The 16387-nt window shown below is 63.1% G+C and carries 14 protein-coding genes and 1 pseudogene; 5 read left to right on the forward strand and 10 right to left on the reverse strand.

Annotation, left to right across the window (positions count from 1 at the left end; all coding sequences use genetic code 11):
• A complete protein-coding gene (pdxA, locus tag QZ648_RS18075; protein WP_291998012.1) occupies positions 1-1041 on the forward strand; it encodes a 4-hydroxythreonine-4-phosphate dehydrogenase PdxA in 1041 nt (346 codons plus the stop codon).
• On the forward strand, positions 1038-1817 hold the full coding sequence (gene rsmA / locus QZ648_RS18080) for a 16S rRNA (adenine(1518)-N(6)/adenine(1519)-N(6))-dimethyltransferase RsmA (protein ID WP_291997881.1): 780 nt from the start codon (positions 1038-1040) through the stop codon (positions 1815-1817). Before pdxA ends, rsmA begins: the two co-directional genes overlap by 4 nt.
• Before the next feature lie 49 nt (positions 1818-1866).
• Here the strand turns inward: rsmA and QZ648_RS18085 are convergent, their stop codons facing one another.
• The 10 genes from QZ648_RS18085 to tkt all read right to left on the reverse strand — a co-directional run bounded on the left by QZ648_RS18085 (position 1867) and on the right by tkt (position 13252).
• Positions 1867-2064, reverse strand: a complete 198-nt coding sequence (locus QZ648_RS18085) for a DUF2892 domain-containing protein (protein WP_169065490.1) — start codon at positions 2062-2064, stop codon at positions 1867-1869.
• A gap of 166 nt (positions 2065-2230) precedes the next feature.
• Entirely contained in the window at positions 2231-2911 is a 681-nt protein-coding gene (locus QZ648_RS18090) for a Crp/Fnr family transcriptional regulator (protein ID WP_291997882.1), read from the reverse strand.
• Positions 2911-3687: an exodeoxyribonuclease III gene (gene xth / locus QZ648_RS18095; RefSeq protein ID WP_291997883.1), complete on the reverse strand. Its 777-nt coding sequence runs from the start codon at positions 3685-3687 to the stop codon at positions 2911-2913. The genes QZ648_RS18090 and xth overlap by 1 nt, the downstream gene beginning before the upstream one ends.
• Entirely contained in the window at positions 3684-4202 is a 519-nt protein-coding gene (locus QZ648_RS18100; RefSeq protein ID WP_291997884.1) for a DUF4124 domain-containing protein, read from the reverse strand. The genes xth and QZ648_RS18100 overlap by 4 nt, the downstream gene beginning before the upstream one ends.
• Before the next feature lie 135 nt (positions 4203-4337).
• Positions 4338-6425, reverse strand: coding sequence for a M3 family metallopeptidase (locus QZ648_RS18105; protein ID WP_291997885.1), 2088 nt, complete (start codon positions 6423-6425; stop codon positions 4338-4340).
• A 63-nt stretch (positions 6426-6488) separates the two neighbouring features.
• Entirely contained in the window at positions 6489-7307 is an 819-nt protein-coding gene (locus tag QZ648_RS18110; protein WP_169065485.1) for a DUF2189 domain-containing protein, read from the reverse strand.
• A 58-nt stretch (positions 7308-7365) separates the two neighbouring features.
• A complete protein-coding gene (locus QZ648_RS18115) occupies positions 7366-8304 on the reverse strand; it encodes a phosphoribosylaminoimidazolesuccinocarboxamide synthase (RefSeq protein WP_169065484.1) in 939 nt (312 codons plus the stop codon).
• Positions 8305-8468: 164 nt separating this feature from the next.
• On the reverse strand, positions 8469-9908 hold the full coding sequence (gene pyk / locus QZ648_RS18120; protein ID WP_291997886.1) for a pyruvate kinase: 1440 nt from the start codon (positions 9906-9908) through the stop codon (positions 8469-8471).
• Between the two features lie 336 nt (positions 9909-10244).
• Positions 10245-11246 (reverse strand): type I glyceraldehyde-3-phosphate dehydrogenase, encoded by a 1002-nt coding sequence (gap, locus tag QZ648_RS18125; protein WP_169065482.1) that lies wholly within the window; start codon positions 11244-11246, stop codon positions 10245-10247.
• Positions 11247-11266: 20 nt separating this feature from the next.
• Positions 11267-13252 (reverse strand): transketolase, encoded by a 1986-nt coding sequence (tkt, locus tag QZ648_RS18130; protein WP_291997887.1) that lies wholly within the window; start codon positions 13250-13252, stop codon positions 11267-11269.
• Positions 13253-13528: 276 nt separating this feature from the next.
• On the opposite strand from tkt, the pseudogene QZ648_RS18135 reads away from it, so the two are divergent.
• The 3 genes and pseudogenes from QZ648_RS18135 to QZ648_RS18145 form a co-directional block, all read left to right on the forward strand.
• Positions 13529-13711 (forward strand): annotated as a pseudogene (locus QZ648_RS18135) (hypothetical protein); the annotation flags it as partial.
• 31 nt (positions 13712-13742) lie between these two features.
• On the forward strand, positions 13743-15122 hold the full coding sequence (locus QZ648_RS18140) for a ribulose-bisphosphate carboxylase (protein ID WP_291997888.1): 1380 nt from the start codon (positions 13743-13745) through the stop codon (positions 15120-15122).
• A 449-nt stretch (positions 15123-15571) separates the two neighbouring features.
• A complete protein-coding gene (locus QZ648_RS18145; RefSeq protein WP_291997889.1) occupies positions 15572-16375 on the forward strand; it encodes a CbbQ/NirQ/NorQ/GpvN family protein in 804 nt (267 codons plus the stop codon).
• Positions 16376-16387: the final 12 nt, after the last annotated feature.

A 16387-nucleotide genomic window follows, 5' to 3' on the forward strand; every position in this document is an offset into this window, starting at 1 on the left:
ATGTCGTGCCCGCCGGTGATTGCCGTCACCAGTGGCGAACCGGCCGGCATCGGTCCCGAGATCTGTCTACGCCTCGCCGATTGCTCGCTGGACGCTCGCTTTGCGGCGCGAATCGTTGTTCTGGCGGATCGCTCGCTGCTCGCCGAGCGGGCGGCGGCATTGCACTTTCCCTGCACACTGCGTGAGTGGCAAGCGGCCCGGTCGCCACAGGTCGGCACCCTGGACGTTCTGCATCTGCCGCTAGCTGCCGCGGTCAGGCCCGGTCAACTTGATGCGGCCAATTCCCCTTACGTGCTGGCGCTGCTGGACCGGGCCCTGGACGGCTGCCAGAGCGGTGAGTTTGCGGCCATGGTCACCGCGCCGGTGCACAAGGGCATCATCAATGATGCCGGGATTCCCTTCAGCGGGCACACCGAGTATCTGGCGGAAAAGACGGCAACGCCACGTGTGGTGATGATGCTCGCTGGTGGCGGTTTGCGGGTGGCCCTGGTGACCACGCATCTGCCGCTGCGGGACGTGCCGGCGGCGGTTACCCAAGGCGCTGTCGAGGAAACCCTGCGCATTCTGCATCGCGAGATGGCGGCGAAGTACGGGATTGCCCGCCCACGCATTCTGGTTGCCGGTCTCAATCCACATGCTGGCGAGGGAGGCTACCTGGGCCGTGAAGAGATCGAAGTGATCACGCCGGTCCTCGAGCGCCTGCGTGCCGAAGGCATGACCCTGCTCGGGCCGTTGCCAGCCGATACGATGTTCTCTCCGCCGCTCCTCGAACGCGGCGACTGCGTTCTCGCCATGTACCATGACCAGGGTCTCACGGCGCTCAAATACGCGAGTTTTGGCCAGGGCATCAACGTCACGCTGGGCCTGCCGATCATTCGCACCTCGGTTGACCATGGCACAGCGCTGGAACTGGCGGGCAGCGGACGAGCCGATCCCGGCAGCTTGCTGGTGGCCATCGAGCAGGCCATCGAGATGGTGGCTAGGGCGGCTCCGGTGGCTCCGCTCGCTCGACCCGGCGGCAGCAAGCAAGTGAGCGCATGAGGACGCATGTCGCGCGCAAGCGCTTTGGCCAGAATTTCCTGGTCGATCAACAGGTCATCGCGGCGATCATCGACCAGCTGGCGGTGCAGCGTGACGAGACGGTGGTCGAGATTGGCCCGGGGCTGGCCGCCCTGACCGCGCCCCTGTCGCGACGGCTTGATCACCTGCACGTCGTCGAGATCGATCGCGACATTGTTGCCCGGCTTGCGAAAAGCTATCCGACCGAGCAACTGACGGTGCACGCGGGCGATGCGCTGGTTTTCGATTTTGGCCGCCTGGCCAGCGCCGCTGGTGGCCAGCTGCGCATTGTCGGCAATCTGCCGTACAACATCTCGACGCCGCTGCTCTTTCATCTTGCGGGCTATGGTACTTGCGTGCGCGACATGCATTTCATGCTGCAAAGGGAAGTCGTCGAGCGCATGGTCGCCGAGCCGGGAAGTGGCGACGTCGGCCGGCTGACGGTGATGCTGCAATACCGTTTCGTCATCGAGCGCCTGCTCGACGTGCCGCCAGAGGCTTTCGATCCGGCGCCCAAGGTGCACTCGGCGCTGGTGCGCCTGATTCCGCGTCCCCCGGAAGCCTTGTCGGTGGTGAACGAAGCGCACTTCGCTGCGCTGGTCGCCGCTGCTTTCAGGCAGCGCCGCAAAATGCTGCGCAACAGCCTCAGGGGCATGCTTGACGAGGATCAGCTGGCGGCGCTTGGCGTTTCGCCGACCTGCCGGGCAGAGGAACTGTCGGTTGCCGACTATGTTCGCTTGGCCAACACCTTGACATGAAAACGGCGTACCGAGACTGGCTACGCCGTGCGCTCGGTTTGCTCGCCGTTCAGCCGCTTTTCTTGACCGCACAGGTATTGGCTCCGAGCAGCGAGTAGGCTGGACAGACGCCGAACAGACCGGTCAGCAGCGGTACCACACCGATCCAGCCCCAGGCGCCGACGACGCCCAGAGCAGCCATCGAGACGAGCGCGATACCGACGACGATACGCAGGATTTTGTCGATTCCACCGACGTTTGTTTTCATGATTGGCTCCGTTAACCGTGTTGAGTGAAGGCGACAGCGTACGTCGCGGCGGCCTAGCTGTATGTAACTGCAGTCACAGAGGCAAGCGGAGACAAAGGATAGGGAGTCCAGGGGCCGCGCGGCAAAGAGCGTGCGGCCTGGCAAGCACGCACGCGGCCAGACGCTGTCAGCGAGAGCCGTCGGCCAGTTGCTGCAGCCCGCTCGGGTCGATCACCGTAATCTGTTCACGACCCAGCCTGACCAGTCCCTGTAGGGCGAAGCCCTTGAGCAAACGGCTGATCATCTCGCGGACGCTGCCGAGTTCCTCCGCCAGTGCCTGGTGGGTGGCATGGATAGTGTCACCCTTGGCGAGGAGCAGTTTTGCCAGGCGTTGATCGAGGCGGTGGAAAGCGACTTCTTCGACCAGTTGCATCAGTTCGGCGATGCGTTCGGCAAACAGGTGGAAGACGAAGCTGCGGAAGCTCGCATGTTCGGCGAGTAGTTTTTCGAAAGTCGCGATCGGCAAGAGGAGTAGCGACAGGGGGGTTTCAGCAATGCCACGCGCCGAATACGGCGTGTGACCGAGCAGGCAACTCGAGCTGATGATGCACGAGCCGCCCGGTTCGACGCGGTAGAGCAGCATTTCGCGACCGCCGGCGGTACTTTTCACGACCTTGATCGTGCCCGCGAGAAGCAGCGGGAAACCCATACAGTCCTGCCGCTCGCTGAACAGTTGCGTGCCGGCGGGCAGGTCGCGCTGAGTGATTTGCTGGCCGAGGGCCGCCAGTTGTTCGGCCGCTAGCGAACGCAGGCTTGGATAGAGCGCGAGCAGGGATGGCGGCAGGCTGCCCGCTGGCGTGCCAGGCATCAGTCGGCCCAGTCAGCCAGTTCCGCGGTCACCGGTGCGTGGTCCGATGGCCGCTCGAGCTTGCGTACTTCGCGGCTGATGCCGGCCAGCGTGCAGCGCTCGGCGAGTGCGTTCGAGAGGAGGACGTGGTCAATGCGCAGGCCGCGGTTCTTCTGAAAGCCGAGCATTCGGTAGTCCCACCACGAAAAACTCTTCTCCGGCTGCTCGAAAAGGCGAAAACTGTCCTCCAGGCCAAGGCCGAGGAGGCGCTGGAAAGCGGCTCGCTCGGGTTCGGAGCACAGGATCTGTCCGGCCCAGGCCGCCGGGTCGTGCACGTCGCGGTCGTCGGGGGCGATGTTGAAGTCACCGGCCAGGACCAGACGTGGGTTGTCGGCCAGTTGAGCGCCTATCCAGTTGACCAGCGCCTCCAGCCAGGCGAGCTTGTAGGCGTACTTGTCGCTGCCCACCGCCTGGCCATTCGGCACGTAGGCGCAGATGACACGAATCCCGTTCACGCTTGCCGCCAGCAGGCGCTTCTGGGGATCCGCGTAAAGGGGGTTGCCACAAACGATATCTGTCGGCGCGTCGCGGCTCAGCAGAGCAACGCCGTTGTAGGTTTTTTGTCCGGAGAAGGCGACGTGATAACCGGCGGCCGCGAGCTCCTGCGCCGGGAAAAAAGGGTCGTCGAGCTTGGTTTCCTGCAGGCAGACGACATCGGGTTGCCGCGCCGCCAACCAGTCGAGCAGCTGCGGCAGGCGGACCTTGAGTGAATTGACGTTCCAGCTGGCGATTTTCATTGGCTGGGCGGAGCGGCAGGTTTGAAGCCGTAGGGCGCGCTGACCGGATAGCCAGCGAAGTCGAGCAGCTCGTTCCATTTGGGGGGCGCAAAGCCGGTCGCATGCTGCCGACCGACACTGATGCTGGGCAGTACGGCGTCGCCGCCCAATTGGCGGCCAAGCGCTGTCAGCTCTTCCTGGCTGGTGAGCAGCTTTTCCGAGAAGGGAACGCCACGGCCATTGAGCAGTGCGCGTGCTTGCTCGCAGGCGCCACAGTCGGCGCTGGTAAACAGGGTCACCGGAAATTTTTCGCTCGCCTGGCGAATGGTGTAGGGCATTTGCTGCTGTTCGGCGGCGATGCTGGGTCCTTCAGTGACGGTCACGTCGCGCGTTCCCGGTGGCGGGGGCCGGTCGGAGATCACCGTGATGCCGCTGCGCGGGTCCTCCCAGCGGTAAGTGGTTTGTGCGCTGACGGCGGTCGCGGCAAGCAATGCCGTGGCGATGCAGGCGAAACGCAGGGCGCTTGTCGTGTCCATGGCTGAGTTTCCTTTGCTGGCAAAGTCGCGCACGCGACTCACGAAACTCCCTTCTCCCCGTGCCGGAGAAGGGTCGGGGAAGAGGGGGACGGTCGTGGCTTTCATGATGTGGAGAGCATCGACATGGCATGACCGTTACACGCCAACCATGCCGCTGTGCCTGAGCAGCGCGTCGACTTGCGGCTCGCGACCGCGGAAGGCGCGGAAGTTTTCGATCGCCGGACGACTGCCGCCGACCGACAGAATGGTGTTCAGGAAGCGTTGGCCGGTGTCTTGGTCGAAGGGGTCGCCGGCCTCTTCGAAAGCGCCGTAGCAGTCGGCCGAAAGGACCTCCGCCCACTTGTAGCTGTAGTAGCCGGCACCATAACCACCGGCAAAGATGTGCGCGAAACTGTTCGGGAAGCGATGCCACGCGGGCGGCACGAGAACCGCAACTTCGCGACGCACGTCGCCGAGCAGGTCGAGGACGCTGCGCTCGTCAGCCGGGTCGTAGTCGCTGTGCAGCAGCAGGTCGAACAGCGAAAACTCGATCTGGCGAAGCGTTTGCATACCGCTCTGAAAGTTCTTGGCGGCCAGCATCTTGTCGAACAGCGCGCGCGGCAGCGGCTGGCCAGTGTCGACATGGCTGCTCATCCCCTGCACGACGCTCCACTCCCAGCAGTAGTTTTCCATGAACTGCGACGGCAGTTCGACGGCGTCCCACTCGACGCCGTGGATGCCGGCGACCGCCAGTTCATCGACGCGGGTCAGCAAGTGGTGCAGGCCGTGACCCGTCTCGTGGAAAAGGGTGATCACGTCGTCGTGCGTGAACAGGGCCGGCCGTGCCTGGCCATTCTTGCTGCCGATCGGCCGCGAGAAGTTGCAGTTGAGATAGGCCACCGGTTTTTGGATGTTGTCGCTCGCCACTGATCCCGGCGGTCGTCGGCGGCGAGTGATTGCTTCGTCCATCCAGGCGCCGCCACGTTTCGTTTCGCGGGCGTAAAGGTCGAGGTAGAACTGGCCAAGGAGTTCGCCGGCCGGCGTTTCGATGCGGAAAAAGCGGACGTCCTGGTGCCAGAGCGCTGCGCTGTCAGGCTTCAGGCAGACGCCAAACAGCGTTTCGATGACTTTGAAGAGACCGCTGAGGACTTTCTCTTCGGTGAAATACTGCTTTACTTCCTGCTCCGAGAAGGCGTAGCGCTTCTGCAAGAGCTTTTCGGAAACGTAGCCAATATCCCAGGCTTCCATGCTTTCGAGTTGCAGCTCGCGACGCGCGAAGGCGCGCAGCTCGGCGATATCCCGTTCGGCAAAAGGCCGGGCCTTGACCGCCATCTCGCGCAGGAAGTCGAGGACCTGTGGCACCGACACGGCCATTTTCGGTACCAGCGAGACTTCGGCGAAGTTGGCGTAGCCAAGCATTTGCGCTTCTTCGCGGCGCAGGCGGAGGATCTGGCTGATCAGCGGCGTATTGTCGAGCTCGGCAGGCCCGAATTCGGCGGCGCGGGTGGTGTAGGCACGGTACATCTGTGCGCGCAGGCGGCGACTGTCGGCGTATTGCATTACCGGCAAGTAGGAGGGCATGTGCAGAGTGAACTTCCAGCCGCTCTGAGCGTCTTTCTCGGCCGCCTCGCGCGCCGCCTGGCGAGTGTCTTCGGGCAGGCCGGCAAGTTCGGCCTCGTCGCTTACCCACTCGGCAAAGGCGTTGGTGGCGTCGAGCAGGTTTTCCGAGAACTTGGCCGAGAGCTGCGAGAGTTCCTCGGAAATCGCCTGGAAGCGTGGCTTCTGATCGTCCTGCAGCTGCGCACCGGCAAGTCGGAAATCACGAATCTCGTTGTCGATGATGCGCTGCTGCACCGGCGAAAGGCGTGCGTATTCAGCACTCTCGGCGATTGCCTGGTAGGCGGCGAAGAGCTTTAGGTTCTGGCCGAACTCGGCGTAGAAGCGTGACACTTCAGGCAGCATGCGGTTATACGCCGCGCGCCATTCGGGGACGTCATTGACCGCGTGCAGATGGCCGACAATTCCCCAGGCGCGCGACAGCGGTTCGAGGCCGTCGGTCAGGGCGGCGGCAAAGTCGTTCCAGGTCGTCGCGGCGCCTGGCGACGTCAGCCGCACAATCAGCGCCCGGCAGTCATCGAGCAGCTGGCTGATCGCCGGCTGCACGTCGCTCGGCGCGATGGCGTCGAAGCGCGGCAGGCCGGACAGGTCAAGAAGAGGGTTGTCGGACGGGGTGGTGGCAGTCATCAAGGGTTCCGTGGGTGCAGGGGAGGGTGCTCGCCGAGCGCAGAGCGCTTGTTCCGGGCAGGGCTAGCGTCTGGCTGTCTGGCTGTCCGGATGGTCGCTGGCAGCTCGCTGTTCTACAAGGTCGCGATAGGCGTGCCAGGAGGCGTGCCCGATCAAGGGCATGAGCACGATCAAGCCAAAAAACAGCGTGCCGATGCCAAGCACGGTCAGCGTTGCAACCAGTGTCGCCCAGAAGACCATCAAGCGTATGTTGGCATCGACGGCACTCAGGCTGGTGCGCATGGCGACGATGAAGTCCACCTGGCGATCGAGCAGCAGCGGCACCGAGACGACGGTGATGGCGAAGACCAGTAAAGCCAGACTGCCACCGCTCATCAACCAGATGATCATCAGATCGCGATTTTCCGGCAGCTTGGGCATCTCGGCCAGCAAGATCAGCAGGTCAGGCGGGATATGTGGTGCCAGGACCAGGAAGAGCAGCGTCGAAACGCGTTCCCAGCACAGTCCGATGATGGCCAGGAGCAGCCCGAGCTTGATCAGTTCGCGGGCGTTGCGGCGGCCACCCGCCAGCGATTCGAGAAAAGTCGAAGACTGGCCGGCCTGGCGGCGGCGGCTGATCTCGTACAGTCCGCCGCAGAGCATCGGCGCAATGAGCAGGAAGCCGGAAGTGGCGGCAATGAAGAGGTGGCCTTGCCGCCAGGCAAAGATGGTGATCAGGTCGCCAAAGATGGCGAACAGAAGGCCATACGAGAGGCTGGCGATGGGATTGGCGCGCATGTCGCGCCAGCCCGCGGCCAACCATACCAGGGGCTGGCCGACGGCGACGCTGCGAACCTTCAGCGGTGCTTGGCGCCGCTCGGATGACGTGGCTTCTAGACCCATGCGGTCTCCTTGCTGACGGGGCGTCGGCCGAATGTCATGCGCCGCGCCTGCGCGGCGGTCACTGGACAGGCTTCTCTCCGGTGAGGCACTGCAAGGCCTCGGCGTACTTGGCACGCGTTCCGGCGATCACCGCCAGTGGCAAGCTTGGGCCGGGTGCCTGCTTGTTCCAGGGCAGTGTTTCCAGATAGTCGCGGATGTACTGCTTGTCGTAGGAGGGCGGATTGCTGCCCTCGCGGTAGTCATCGGCTGGCCAGAAGCGTGACGAGTCCGGAGTCAGTACTTCGTCGATCAGGTGTAGCGTGCCGGCAGCATCGAGGCCGAACTCGAATTTGGTGTCGGCAATGATGATGCCGCGCGTAGCAGCATGCTCGGCGGCGGCGGTGTAAAGTGCGATCGCCACGGCGCGTGTCTGCGTGGCAATCTCGGCGCCGCTCTTGCCGGCGACGGCAAGGAGGTCGGCGAGCGCGCTCGCACAGTCGGCTTGCGCGCGCTCGAACGACACGTTCTCGTCATGATCGCCGATGGCGGCTTTCGTCGCCGGCGTGAAGATCGGCTCCGGCAAGCGGCTGGCGAGGCACAGCCCCGGCGGCAGCGGGATGCCGCAGACGGCCCCAGTGGCCTGGTAATCCTTCCACCCCGAACCGATCAGATAACCGCGCACGACGGCCTCGATCGGTAGTGGCCGCAAGCGCTTGACGACCAGTGAGCGGCCACGGACCTGGGCGCGCTCGTCGTCCGCGACCACGCTTTCCGGGTCGATCCCGGTCATCTGGTTGGGGACGATGGCCGCAAGTTTTTCAAACCAGAAGCAGGCCAGCTGGGTGAGCAGTCGGCCCTTGCCGGGAATCGGGTCGGGCAGGATGACGTCGAAGGCCGAGAGGCGATCGCTGGTGACGATCAGCAGCTTGTCGTCGCCGACGGCGTAAATGTCGCGCACCTTGCCGCGGCCTAGCAGGGGCAGGCTCTTGATCGTCGATTCAAAGAGGGCATCGGTCACGTTGCTGATCCGGTTAGGAAATGGGTCGTCGCCAGTGCGAAAGTCGAGCGTTGGGATTATAGGACACATCCTGGCTGCCACGAGCGCGGCGTCGGTCCGCCGCGTTTCGCCAACCGGAACGGCCCGGGCGATTTCCGTGACGGGTTCTGCGGCACGCCTTCCGCTCAGGCCGCGGGACCCTTCTTTTCGCCGACGCGAACAATCTTCATCGTATTGGTGCCGCCGCTATTGCCCATCGGCTCACCGGCTGTGATGACGATGAAGTCTCCCTTTTCGACCACGCCCTCCTTGATCAACTGTTGCTCCGCCGCGTCGAGCAGTTCATCGCGGGAGCTTGGCTGATGGCTCATGTGTACCGGGGAAACGGCCCGATAGAGACTCATCTTGGTTACCGCCTCAGCCCGCGGCGTCAGCGCGTAGATCGGCACACCACAGTTCAGGCGGCTCATCCAGAGAGCCGTCGAACCGGAATCGGTGAGCGCGGCGATGGCCTTGACCTTGAGGTGGTGAGCCGCCCAGATGGCGGCCAGCGAAATCGTTTGGTCGATGCGCGTGAAAACTCGATTGAGGAACTCACGCTCGAGAGTCACTTCCGAGGATTTTTCGGCCTCCAGGCAGATTCGCGCCATCGCTTCAACAGTCTCCACCGGATACCTGCCGGCAGCGGTTTCAGCCGAGAGCATCACCGCGTCGGTGCCGTCGAGAACGGCGTTGGCGACGTCAGAGACTTCGGCACGGGTCGGGTTCGGCGAGACAATCATCGACTCCATCATCTGCGTAGCGGTAATCACCAGCTTGTTGTTCTCGCGTGCCATGTGGATCATGCGCTTCTGCAGCGCAGGTACGGCGGCGTCGCCGACTTCGACAGCGAGGTCGCCGCGGGCGACCATGATCCCGTCCGAAGCGGCGATGATCTCGGCGAGTGCGGCCACGGCTTCGAGGCGTTCGATCTTGGCAATGGTCTGCGCATGTCCGTTCGCGGCATGGATCAGTTGCTTGGCCATGTACATGTCGGCCGCACTCTTGGGAAACGAGATGGCTACATAGTCAACGTCGATGGCGGCCGCCGTGCGGATATCCTCCATATCCTTGGCGGTCAGTGCGGGTGCCGAAAGGCCACCTCCCTGCTGGTTGATACCCTTGTTGTCGGACAAGTCGCCGCCATGGCGAACAACCGTGAAAATCTCGGAGCCGAGCACGCGCTGCACGTCAAGCACGATGCGACCGTCATCGAGCAGGAGGACGCTGCCAGGTGAGACGTCGCGCGTCAGGTCTTTGTAGTCGAGGCCGACGCGTTCGGAATTGCCCAACTCGCACTTGGCGTCGAGGATGAAGGGCGCGCCTTGCTCCAGCCGGATCTTGCCCTCGGCGAACTTGCCGACACGGATCTTCGGGCCTTGCAGATCGGCGAGGATGCCTACCGGGCGTCCGACGCGGGCGGCTACTTCGCGAACCAGTTGCGCACGCGCAACATGATCCGCCGGTTTGCCGTGGGAAAAATTGAGGCGCACGACGTCGACGCCGGCGCGGATCATTCGTTCGAGTATATCGGGATCCGACGAGGCCGGACCGAGGGTGGCGACGATCTTGGTATCGCGGGGCATGAGCTTCCTATTATTCTTGTACAGACAGTGGTTTTGTCTGGGGCCTGTTTCAGGGCGCTGACCAGGGGCACGAGCAGGCTTTCCTGCCGCTGCGTGGGACAGCGATGGGCATCATCAGGTTCAACGAGGATTTCTGATCTTGTCGGCGATCGACGGCGACGGCGAAGACGACGGCTGCAGGGTCAGGGCTGCACCGAGCAGATCCATCAAGCGCCGAAGTGGCGCAAAAAACCTGCACTGAAAAAGCACAAGCACAGGAAAGCGTCGATCGAGGAAGCGGGGAAAGAGAAGGGAAGAAAACACGAGGGGCGCCCGAAGGCGCCCCTGAACGGCAGTTTAGCGGGCCATGACCTTGATCATTTCCAGCACCTTGCAGGAATAACCCCACTCGTTGTCGTACCACGAGACGACCTTGACGAAGGTGCCGTCAAGCGCCATGCCGGCATCCGCGTCAAAGACCGAGGTGCAGGTCTCGCCGCGGAAATCGGTGGCCACCACTTTGTCGGTGGTGTAACCGAGAACGCCCTTCATCGGGCCTTCCGAGGCCGCCTTCATCGCTGCGCAGATCTCCTCGTAGGTGGCGTCCTTGTTCAGCTCGACGGTCAGGTCAACGACCGAGACGTCCGACGTCGGCACGCGGAAGGCCATGCCGGTGAGTTTCTTGTTGAGCTCGGGAATGACTTTGCCGACGGCTTTGGCAGCACCGGTCGAGGACGGAATGATGTTCTCGAGGATGCCGCGGCCGCCACGCCAGTCCTTGTTGGACGGACCATCAACGGTTTTCTGGGTCGCGGTTGCCGCATGAACCGTGGTCATCAGGCCACGCTTGATGCCCCAGTTGTCGTTCAACACCTTGGCCACCGGGGCCAGGCAGTTGGTGGTGCAGGAAGCGTTCGAAATGATCGTCTGGCCGGCATAGGTGCTGTCATTGACGCCAAACACGAACATCGGCGTGTCGTCCTTGCTCGGTGCGCTCTGGATGACTTTCTTGGCGCCGGCGGCGATGTGCTTCTGGCACGACTCGGTGGTCAGGAAAAGACCGGTTGCATCAACCACGATGTCCGCACCAACTTCGTCCCACTTCAGCTCGGCCGGATCCTTGACTGCGGTCAGGCGGACTTTCTTGCCATTGACGATCAGCGAATTGCCATCCACCGCAACCGTGCCCTGGAAACGACGATGCACGGAATCATACTTGAGCATGTACGCCAGGTAATCGGGTTCGAGCAGGTCGTTGATACCGACGATTTCGATCTCGTTCGAAAAATCTTGCACAGCAGCGCGAAACACCATCCGTCCGATACGGCCAAAGCCATTGATCCCTACTTTGATGGTCATGAAACGGTCTCCTTGAGAAATTACAACACTGATTTCACGGTCGTGACCACATTGGTCACCGTGAAACCGAAAAAGTCGAACACCTGGCCTGCGGGTGCCGACTCTCCAAAACGATCGATGCCGATAACGGCGCCGTCAAGTCCGACGTACTTGCGCCAGAAATTGCTCACGCCCGCTTCGATGGCCACGCGCGGTAGCGCGCGCGGCAAAACTGCTTCCTGGTACGCCCGGTCCTGGCGGTCGAAGACCTCGGCGCAAGGCATCGAGACGACGCGCACGGCGACGCCCTCGTCGGCGAGCGCCTGGCGTGCGTCGAGTGCCAGCTTGATCTCCGAGCCGGTGGCGATCAGTAGCGCCTGCGGGTTCGCGCAGTCTGCCAGAACATAAGCGCCACGGCGAATCATGTCGGGCGCGATGCCGGTGCTGAGCGTCGGCAGATTCTGCCGCGAGAGCGCCAGAACTGTCGGGCCGTCAGCACGTTCGAGAGCGGCGATCCAGGCGACCATCGTTTCGCTGGCGTCGGCCGGGCGCCAGACGTCAAGGTTGGGGATCAGGCGTAAACTGGCGATGTGCTCGACCGGCTGGTGGGTCGGGCCATCTTCGCCGAGGCCGATCGAATCGTGCGTGTAGACCATGATCTGGCGCAGCTTCATCAGCGCCGCCATGCGGATCGCGTTGCGCGCGTAGTCCGAGAAGACCAGGAAGGTCGCGGTGTACGGGATCAGGCCGCCGTGCAGGGCGAGGCCGTTGGCGATTGCGGTCATGCCGAATTCACGCACCCCGTAATAGAGGTAGTTGCCGCCCCGGGTTCGGCTGATGCCCTGCGAGCCTTTCCACAGCGTCAGGTTCGAGCCGGCAAGGTCGGCCGAACCGCCAAGCAGTTCGGGTAGCTGCGGCGCGAAGGCACTGATCGCGTTCTGCGACGCCTTGCGGGTGGCGATGTTTTCGGCCTTGGCCGCGACCTCGGCCAAGGCTTGTGCGCAGCAGATGTTCCAGTCGGCCGGTAGCTCGCCGCGCATGCGGCGCAAAAACTCGGCGGCCAATTCCGGGAAAGCGGCCTGATAGGCCGCAAAGCTCGCCTGCCAGTTGTTCTCGAAGGCCTGGCCGCGGACGCGGCCGTCCCAGCTCTCATAGACGGCTGCGGGGACTGCGAAGGGCGCGTGTTGCCAGCCGAGATGTGCGCGCGTGGCGGCGATCTCCGCGCTGCCGAGCGGCGCGCCATGAACGTCGTGGCTACCCACCTTGTTTGGCGAACCTTCGCCAATGCGTGTCTTGCAGCAGATCAGCGTCGGGCGCTCGCGCTCGGCGCGTGCCGCGAGCAGTGCCTGGTCGACGGCGTCGCTGTCGTGTCCGTCGACGGCGGCGATGACCTGCCAGCCGTAAGCGGCGAAGCGTTGCGGGGTGTCGTCGGTAAACCAGCCTTCGACATGGCCGTCGATGGAGATGCCGTTGTCGTCGTAGAGGGCGATCAGCTTGCCCAGTCCGAGGGTGCCTGCCAGCGAGCAGGCTTCGTGTGAAACGCCCTCCATCAGGCAACCGTCACCAAGGAATACGTAGGTCGAGTGGTCGACGATGGCGTGACCGGAACGATTGAAATCGGCGGCCAGAACCTTCTCCGCAATGGCCATGCCGACGGCGTTGGCGAGACCCTGGCCGAGCGGCCCGGTTGTTGTTTCCACTCCGGGGGTATGACCCACTTCCGGGTGTCCGGGCGTCTTCGAGCGAAACTGACGGAAGTTCTTCAGGTCGTCAATGGAGACGTCGTAGCCGGTGAGATGCAGCAACACGTAGAGCAGCATTGAGCCGTGACCGTTGGAAAGGACGAAACGGTCGCGGTCTGGCCAGTGGGGATTGCCCGGGTTGTGTCGCAGGTGGCGACGCCAGAGTACTTCGGCTATTTCGGCCATTCCCATGGGCATGCCAGGGTGGCCGGAGTTGGCTTGCTGCACCGCATCCATGGCAAGTGCACGGATGACGTTGGTCAGGTCGCTGGATGCAAGAGGCACGATAATTAACCGATCAGGAGTGGGGCGATGGGTAGCATGGGCAAATTATCCGCCAAAACAGCGGGCATTGCCACCTCCCCTTGTGACGCAGCGCGAGGAGGGGTCTGCTTGTCACTACAGATAGGCATTGCTCTTACGCTGCTCTCTTTTGAATAGTAAAAGCTAACCATAAACAGAAAAAAGTTTAACTTTTAATTATCTATTGCGCCGCCTACACTGGCCAGCATTGAACGACGCCAGGCGACCCGAATGCACAACCCGCCGGCCGAACGCCCCATGAGCAGCAGCCTCCTCTTCCGCGCGGCGCGGCGGCAAACGGTCAAGCGGCAGGCGCTCATTTTCGACGTTGACGGGGCACTCGCCGAGACGGAACGCGACGCTCACCGCCTGGCCTTCAACCGCGCCTTTGCGCAGTTTGGCCCGGACTGGGAGTGGTCGGTCGTCACCTGCGGCAAGTTGCCCTTCACCATTACTCGACACGGAGACAAGCATGGACCAATCGAATCGTTACGCCGACCTCAGCCTCAGGGAAGACGAGCTGATCAGTGGCGGCAAGCATATCCTGGTGGCTTACAAGATGAAGCCCAAGGCCGGTTACGACTATCTGCAGGCGGCTGCACATTTCGCCGCCGAGTCGTCCACCGGCACCAACGTCGAGGTGTGTACCACCGACGATTTCACCCGCGGTGTCGATGCCCTGGTCTACCTGATCGACGAAGCCAGCGAAGAGATGCGCATCGCCTATCCGGTCGACCTTTTCGATCGCAACGTCACCGACGGACGGATGATGATCGTTTCCTTCCTGACCCTGGTGATCGGCAACAATCAGGGCATGGGTGACATCGAGCACGCCAAGATTTATGACTTCTACGTGCCCGAGCGCGCGCTGCAGTTGTTCGACGGTCCGGCCAAGGACATTTCCGACATGTGGCGGATCCTCGGTCGCCCGCTAAAGGACGGTGGCTACATTGCCGGGACGATCATCAAGCCCAAGCTAGGGCTGCGCCCCGAACCCTTCGCCAAGGCCGCCTACCAGTTCTGGCTCGGCGGTGACTTCATCAAGAACGACGAGCCGCAGGGCAACCAGGTGTTCGCGCCGATGAAGAAAGTCATGCCGCTGGTCGCTGACGCGATGAAGCGGGCGCAGGACGAGACCGGGCAGGCGAAACTGTTCTCGGCCAACATCACCGCCGACGATCACTACGAAATGTGCGCCCGTGCCGACTACATCCTCGAAACTTTCGGGCCCGACGCCGACAAGGTCGCGTTCCTGGTTGACGGCTATGTCGGCGGTCCGGGCATGGTCACCACCGCTCGCCGCCAGTACCCCAACCAGTACCTGCATTACCACCGCGCCGGGCACGGCGCGGTCACCTCGCCAAGCTCGAAGCGCGGCTACGATGCCTACGTGCTGGCCAAGATGGCACGTCTGCAGGGTGCCTCGGGAATTCACGTCGGCACCATGGGCTACGGCAAGATGGAAGGCACGGCCGACGACCGGGCGATCGCCTACATCATCGAACGCGACGAATATCAGGGCCCGGCCTATTTCCAGAAGTGGTACGGCATGAAGCCGACGACGCCAATCATCTCCGGCGGCATGAACGCCCTGCGCCTGCCCGGCTTCTTCGCCAACCTCGGCCACGGCAACGTCATCAACACCTCGGGGGGCGGTTCCTACGGCCACATCGACAGCCCCGCCGCCGGCGCGATTTCACTGCGCCAGGCCTACGAGTGCTGGCAAGCCGGCGCCGACCCGATCGAATGGGCTCGCGAGCACCAGGAATTTGCGCGTGCTTTTGCGTCCTTCCCGGGCGACGCCGATACTCTCTATCCCGGCTGGCGCGACAAACTCGCCGCCCATCGCTAATGTAGAAATCGCGCGCCGCGGGCAGGCTTCCTGAAAGTCTGCATGGGAATGGCGAATGGGGAATGGGAAGCAAGGAATGGGAAGCAAGGAATGCGGGATGCGGAATGCGGCGCCACACCAGCCCGCACGTCATTGCGAGGAGGCGCAGCCGACGCGGCAATCCAGTTCCATCGTCTCACTTTCTCGCCGCATTGACCCATTGGCAACGCGAAAAGCCATACCTCTGGATTGCCGCGTCGGCTTCGCCTCCTCGCAATGACGGTGAGTGGGGAAAGGGGGGAGCGGTTGCCGAAAAGTCTCATCAAGAATGCAGCAGACACAAGCAGGTGCGGCGGGCAGGGCGGGGACTAAGGTGGCTGCATTTGCGGACCCGTCGCTCATCAACTCACCGCCGGCCGGCCGACCGACCGATTTCAGAACAGCGATAGCCACAGGAACAGGAACAGGCCATGACCGACAAGGAGCAGTTCAAGGTTCGCGACGAGCCTTTCTATCAACCGCAGGGCAGGGAAGTCGCACTCTACGAAGCGGCTTACGCGGCGCGTCTGCCGGTGATGGTCAAGGGGCCGACCGGTTGCGGCAAATCGCGTTTCATCGAATACATGGCCTGGAAGCTCGAACGGCCGTTGATCACCGTCGCCTGCAACGAAGACATGACCGCGTCCGACCTGGTCGGGCGCTACCTGCTCGAAGCCAACGGCACGCGCTGGCTCGACGGACCGCTGACCACCGCGGCGCGCATTGGTGCCATCTGCTATCTCGACGAAGTCGTCGAAGCGCGCCAGGACACGACGGTCGTCATCCACCCCCTGACCGACCATCGGCGCACCCTGCCGCTCGACAAGAAGGGCGAGTTGCTGCGCGCGCATGCCGACTTTCAGCTGGTGATCTCCTACAACCCCGGCTACCAGAGCCTGATGAAGGACCTCAAGCAGTCGACCAAGCAGCGCTTCACTGCTTTCGAGTTCGACTACCCCGATGCGGCGCTGGAGATCGCCATCCTGGCCAGCGAAAGCGGTATCGACGCAGCGACCGCTGCGCAGCTGGTAAGTATCGGCGCCGCGGCAAGGCGCCTCAAGGGGCACGGCCTCGACGAAGGGGTTTCAACGCGCCTGTTGGTCTATGCTGCAACCCTGATCAAGGGCGGTGTCGCTCCCGTCGATGCCTGTCGCATGGCGCTGGTGCGCCCGATCACCGACGATCGCGACATTCGCGACACGCTGGACCACGCGATCGACGCCACTTTCACCTGAGTGCGCTTGCCG

The organism is Candidatus Accumulibacter sp. ACC012, assembly GCF_907163155.1.
GTDB lineage: Bacteria > Pseudomonadota > Gammaproteobacteria > Burkholderiales > Rhodocyclaceae > Accumulibacter > Accumulibacter delftensis.

Excerpts from the sequence above, each read along its gene's own strand:
- pdxA (WP_291998012.1), top strand. The coding sequence starts at position 1 with ATGTCGTGCCCGCCGGTGATTGCCGTCACCAGTGGCGAACCGGCCGGC.
- rsmA (WP_291997881.1), top strand. The coding sequence starts at position 1,038 with ATGAGGACGCATGTCGCGCGCAAGCGCTTTGGCCAGAATTTCCTGGTC.
- QZ648_RS18085 (WP_169065490.1), bottom strand. The coding sequence starts at position 2,064 with ATGAAAACAAACGTCGGTGGAATCGACAAAATCCTGCGTATCGTCGTC.
- QZ648_RS18090 (WP_291997882.1), bottom strand. The coding sequence starts at position 2,911 with ATGCCTGGCACGCCAGCGGGCAGCCTGCCGCCATCCCTGCTCGCGCTC.
- xth (WP_291997883.1), bottom strand. The coding sequence starts at position 3,687 with ATGAAAATCGCCAGCTGGAACGTCAATTCACTCAAGGTCCGCCTGCCG.
- QZ648_RS18100 (WP_291997884.1), bottom strand. The coding sequence starts at position 4,202 with ATGGACACGACAAGCGCCCTGCGTTTCGCCTGCATCGCCACGGCATTG.
- QZ648_RS18105 (WP_291997885.1), bottom strand. The coding sequence starts at position 6,425 with ATGACTGCCACCACCCCGTCCGACAACCCTCTTCTTGACCTGTCCGGC.
- QZ648_RS18110 (WP_169065485.1), bottom strand. The coding sequence starts at position 7,307 with ATGGGTCTAGAAGCCACGTCATCCGAGCGGCGCCAAGCACCGCTGAAG.
- pyk (WP_291997886.1), bottom strand. The coding sequence starts at position 9,908 with ATGCCCCGCGATACCAAGATCGTCGCCACCCTCGGTCCGGCCTCGTCG.
- gap (WP_169065482.1), bottom strand. The coding sequence starts at position 11,246 with ATGACCATCAAAGTAGGGATCAATGGCTTTGGCCGTATCGGACGGATG.
- QZ648_RS18140 (WP_291997888.1), top strand. The coding sequence starts at position 13,743 with ATGGACCAATCGAATCGTTACGCCGACCTCAGCCTCAGGGAAGACGAG.
- QZ648_RS18145 (WP_291997889.1), top strand. The coding sequence starts at position 15,572 with ATGACCGACAAGGAGCAGTTCAAGGTTCGCGACGAGCCTTTCTATCAA.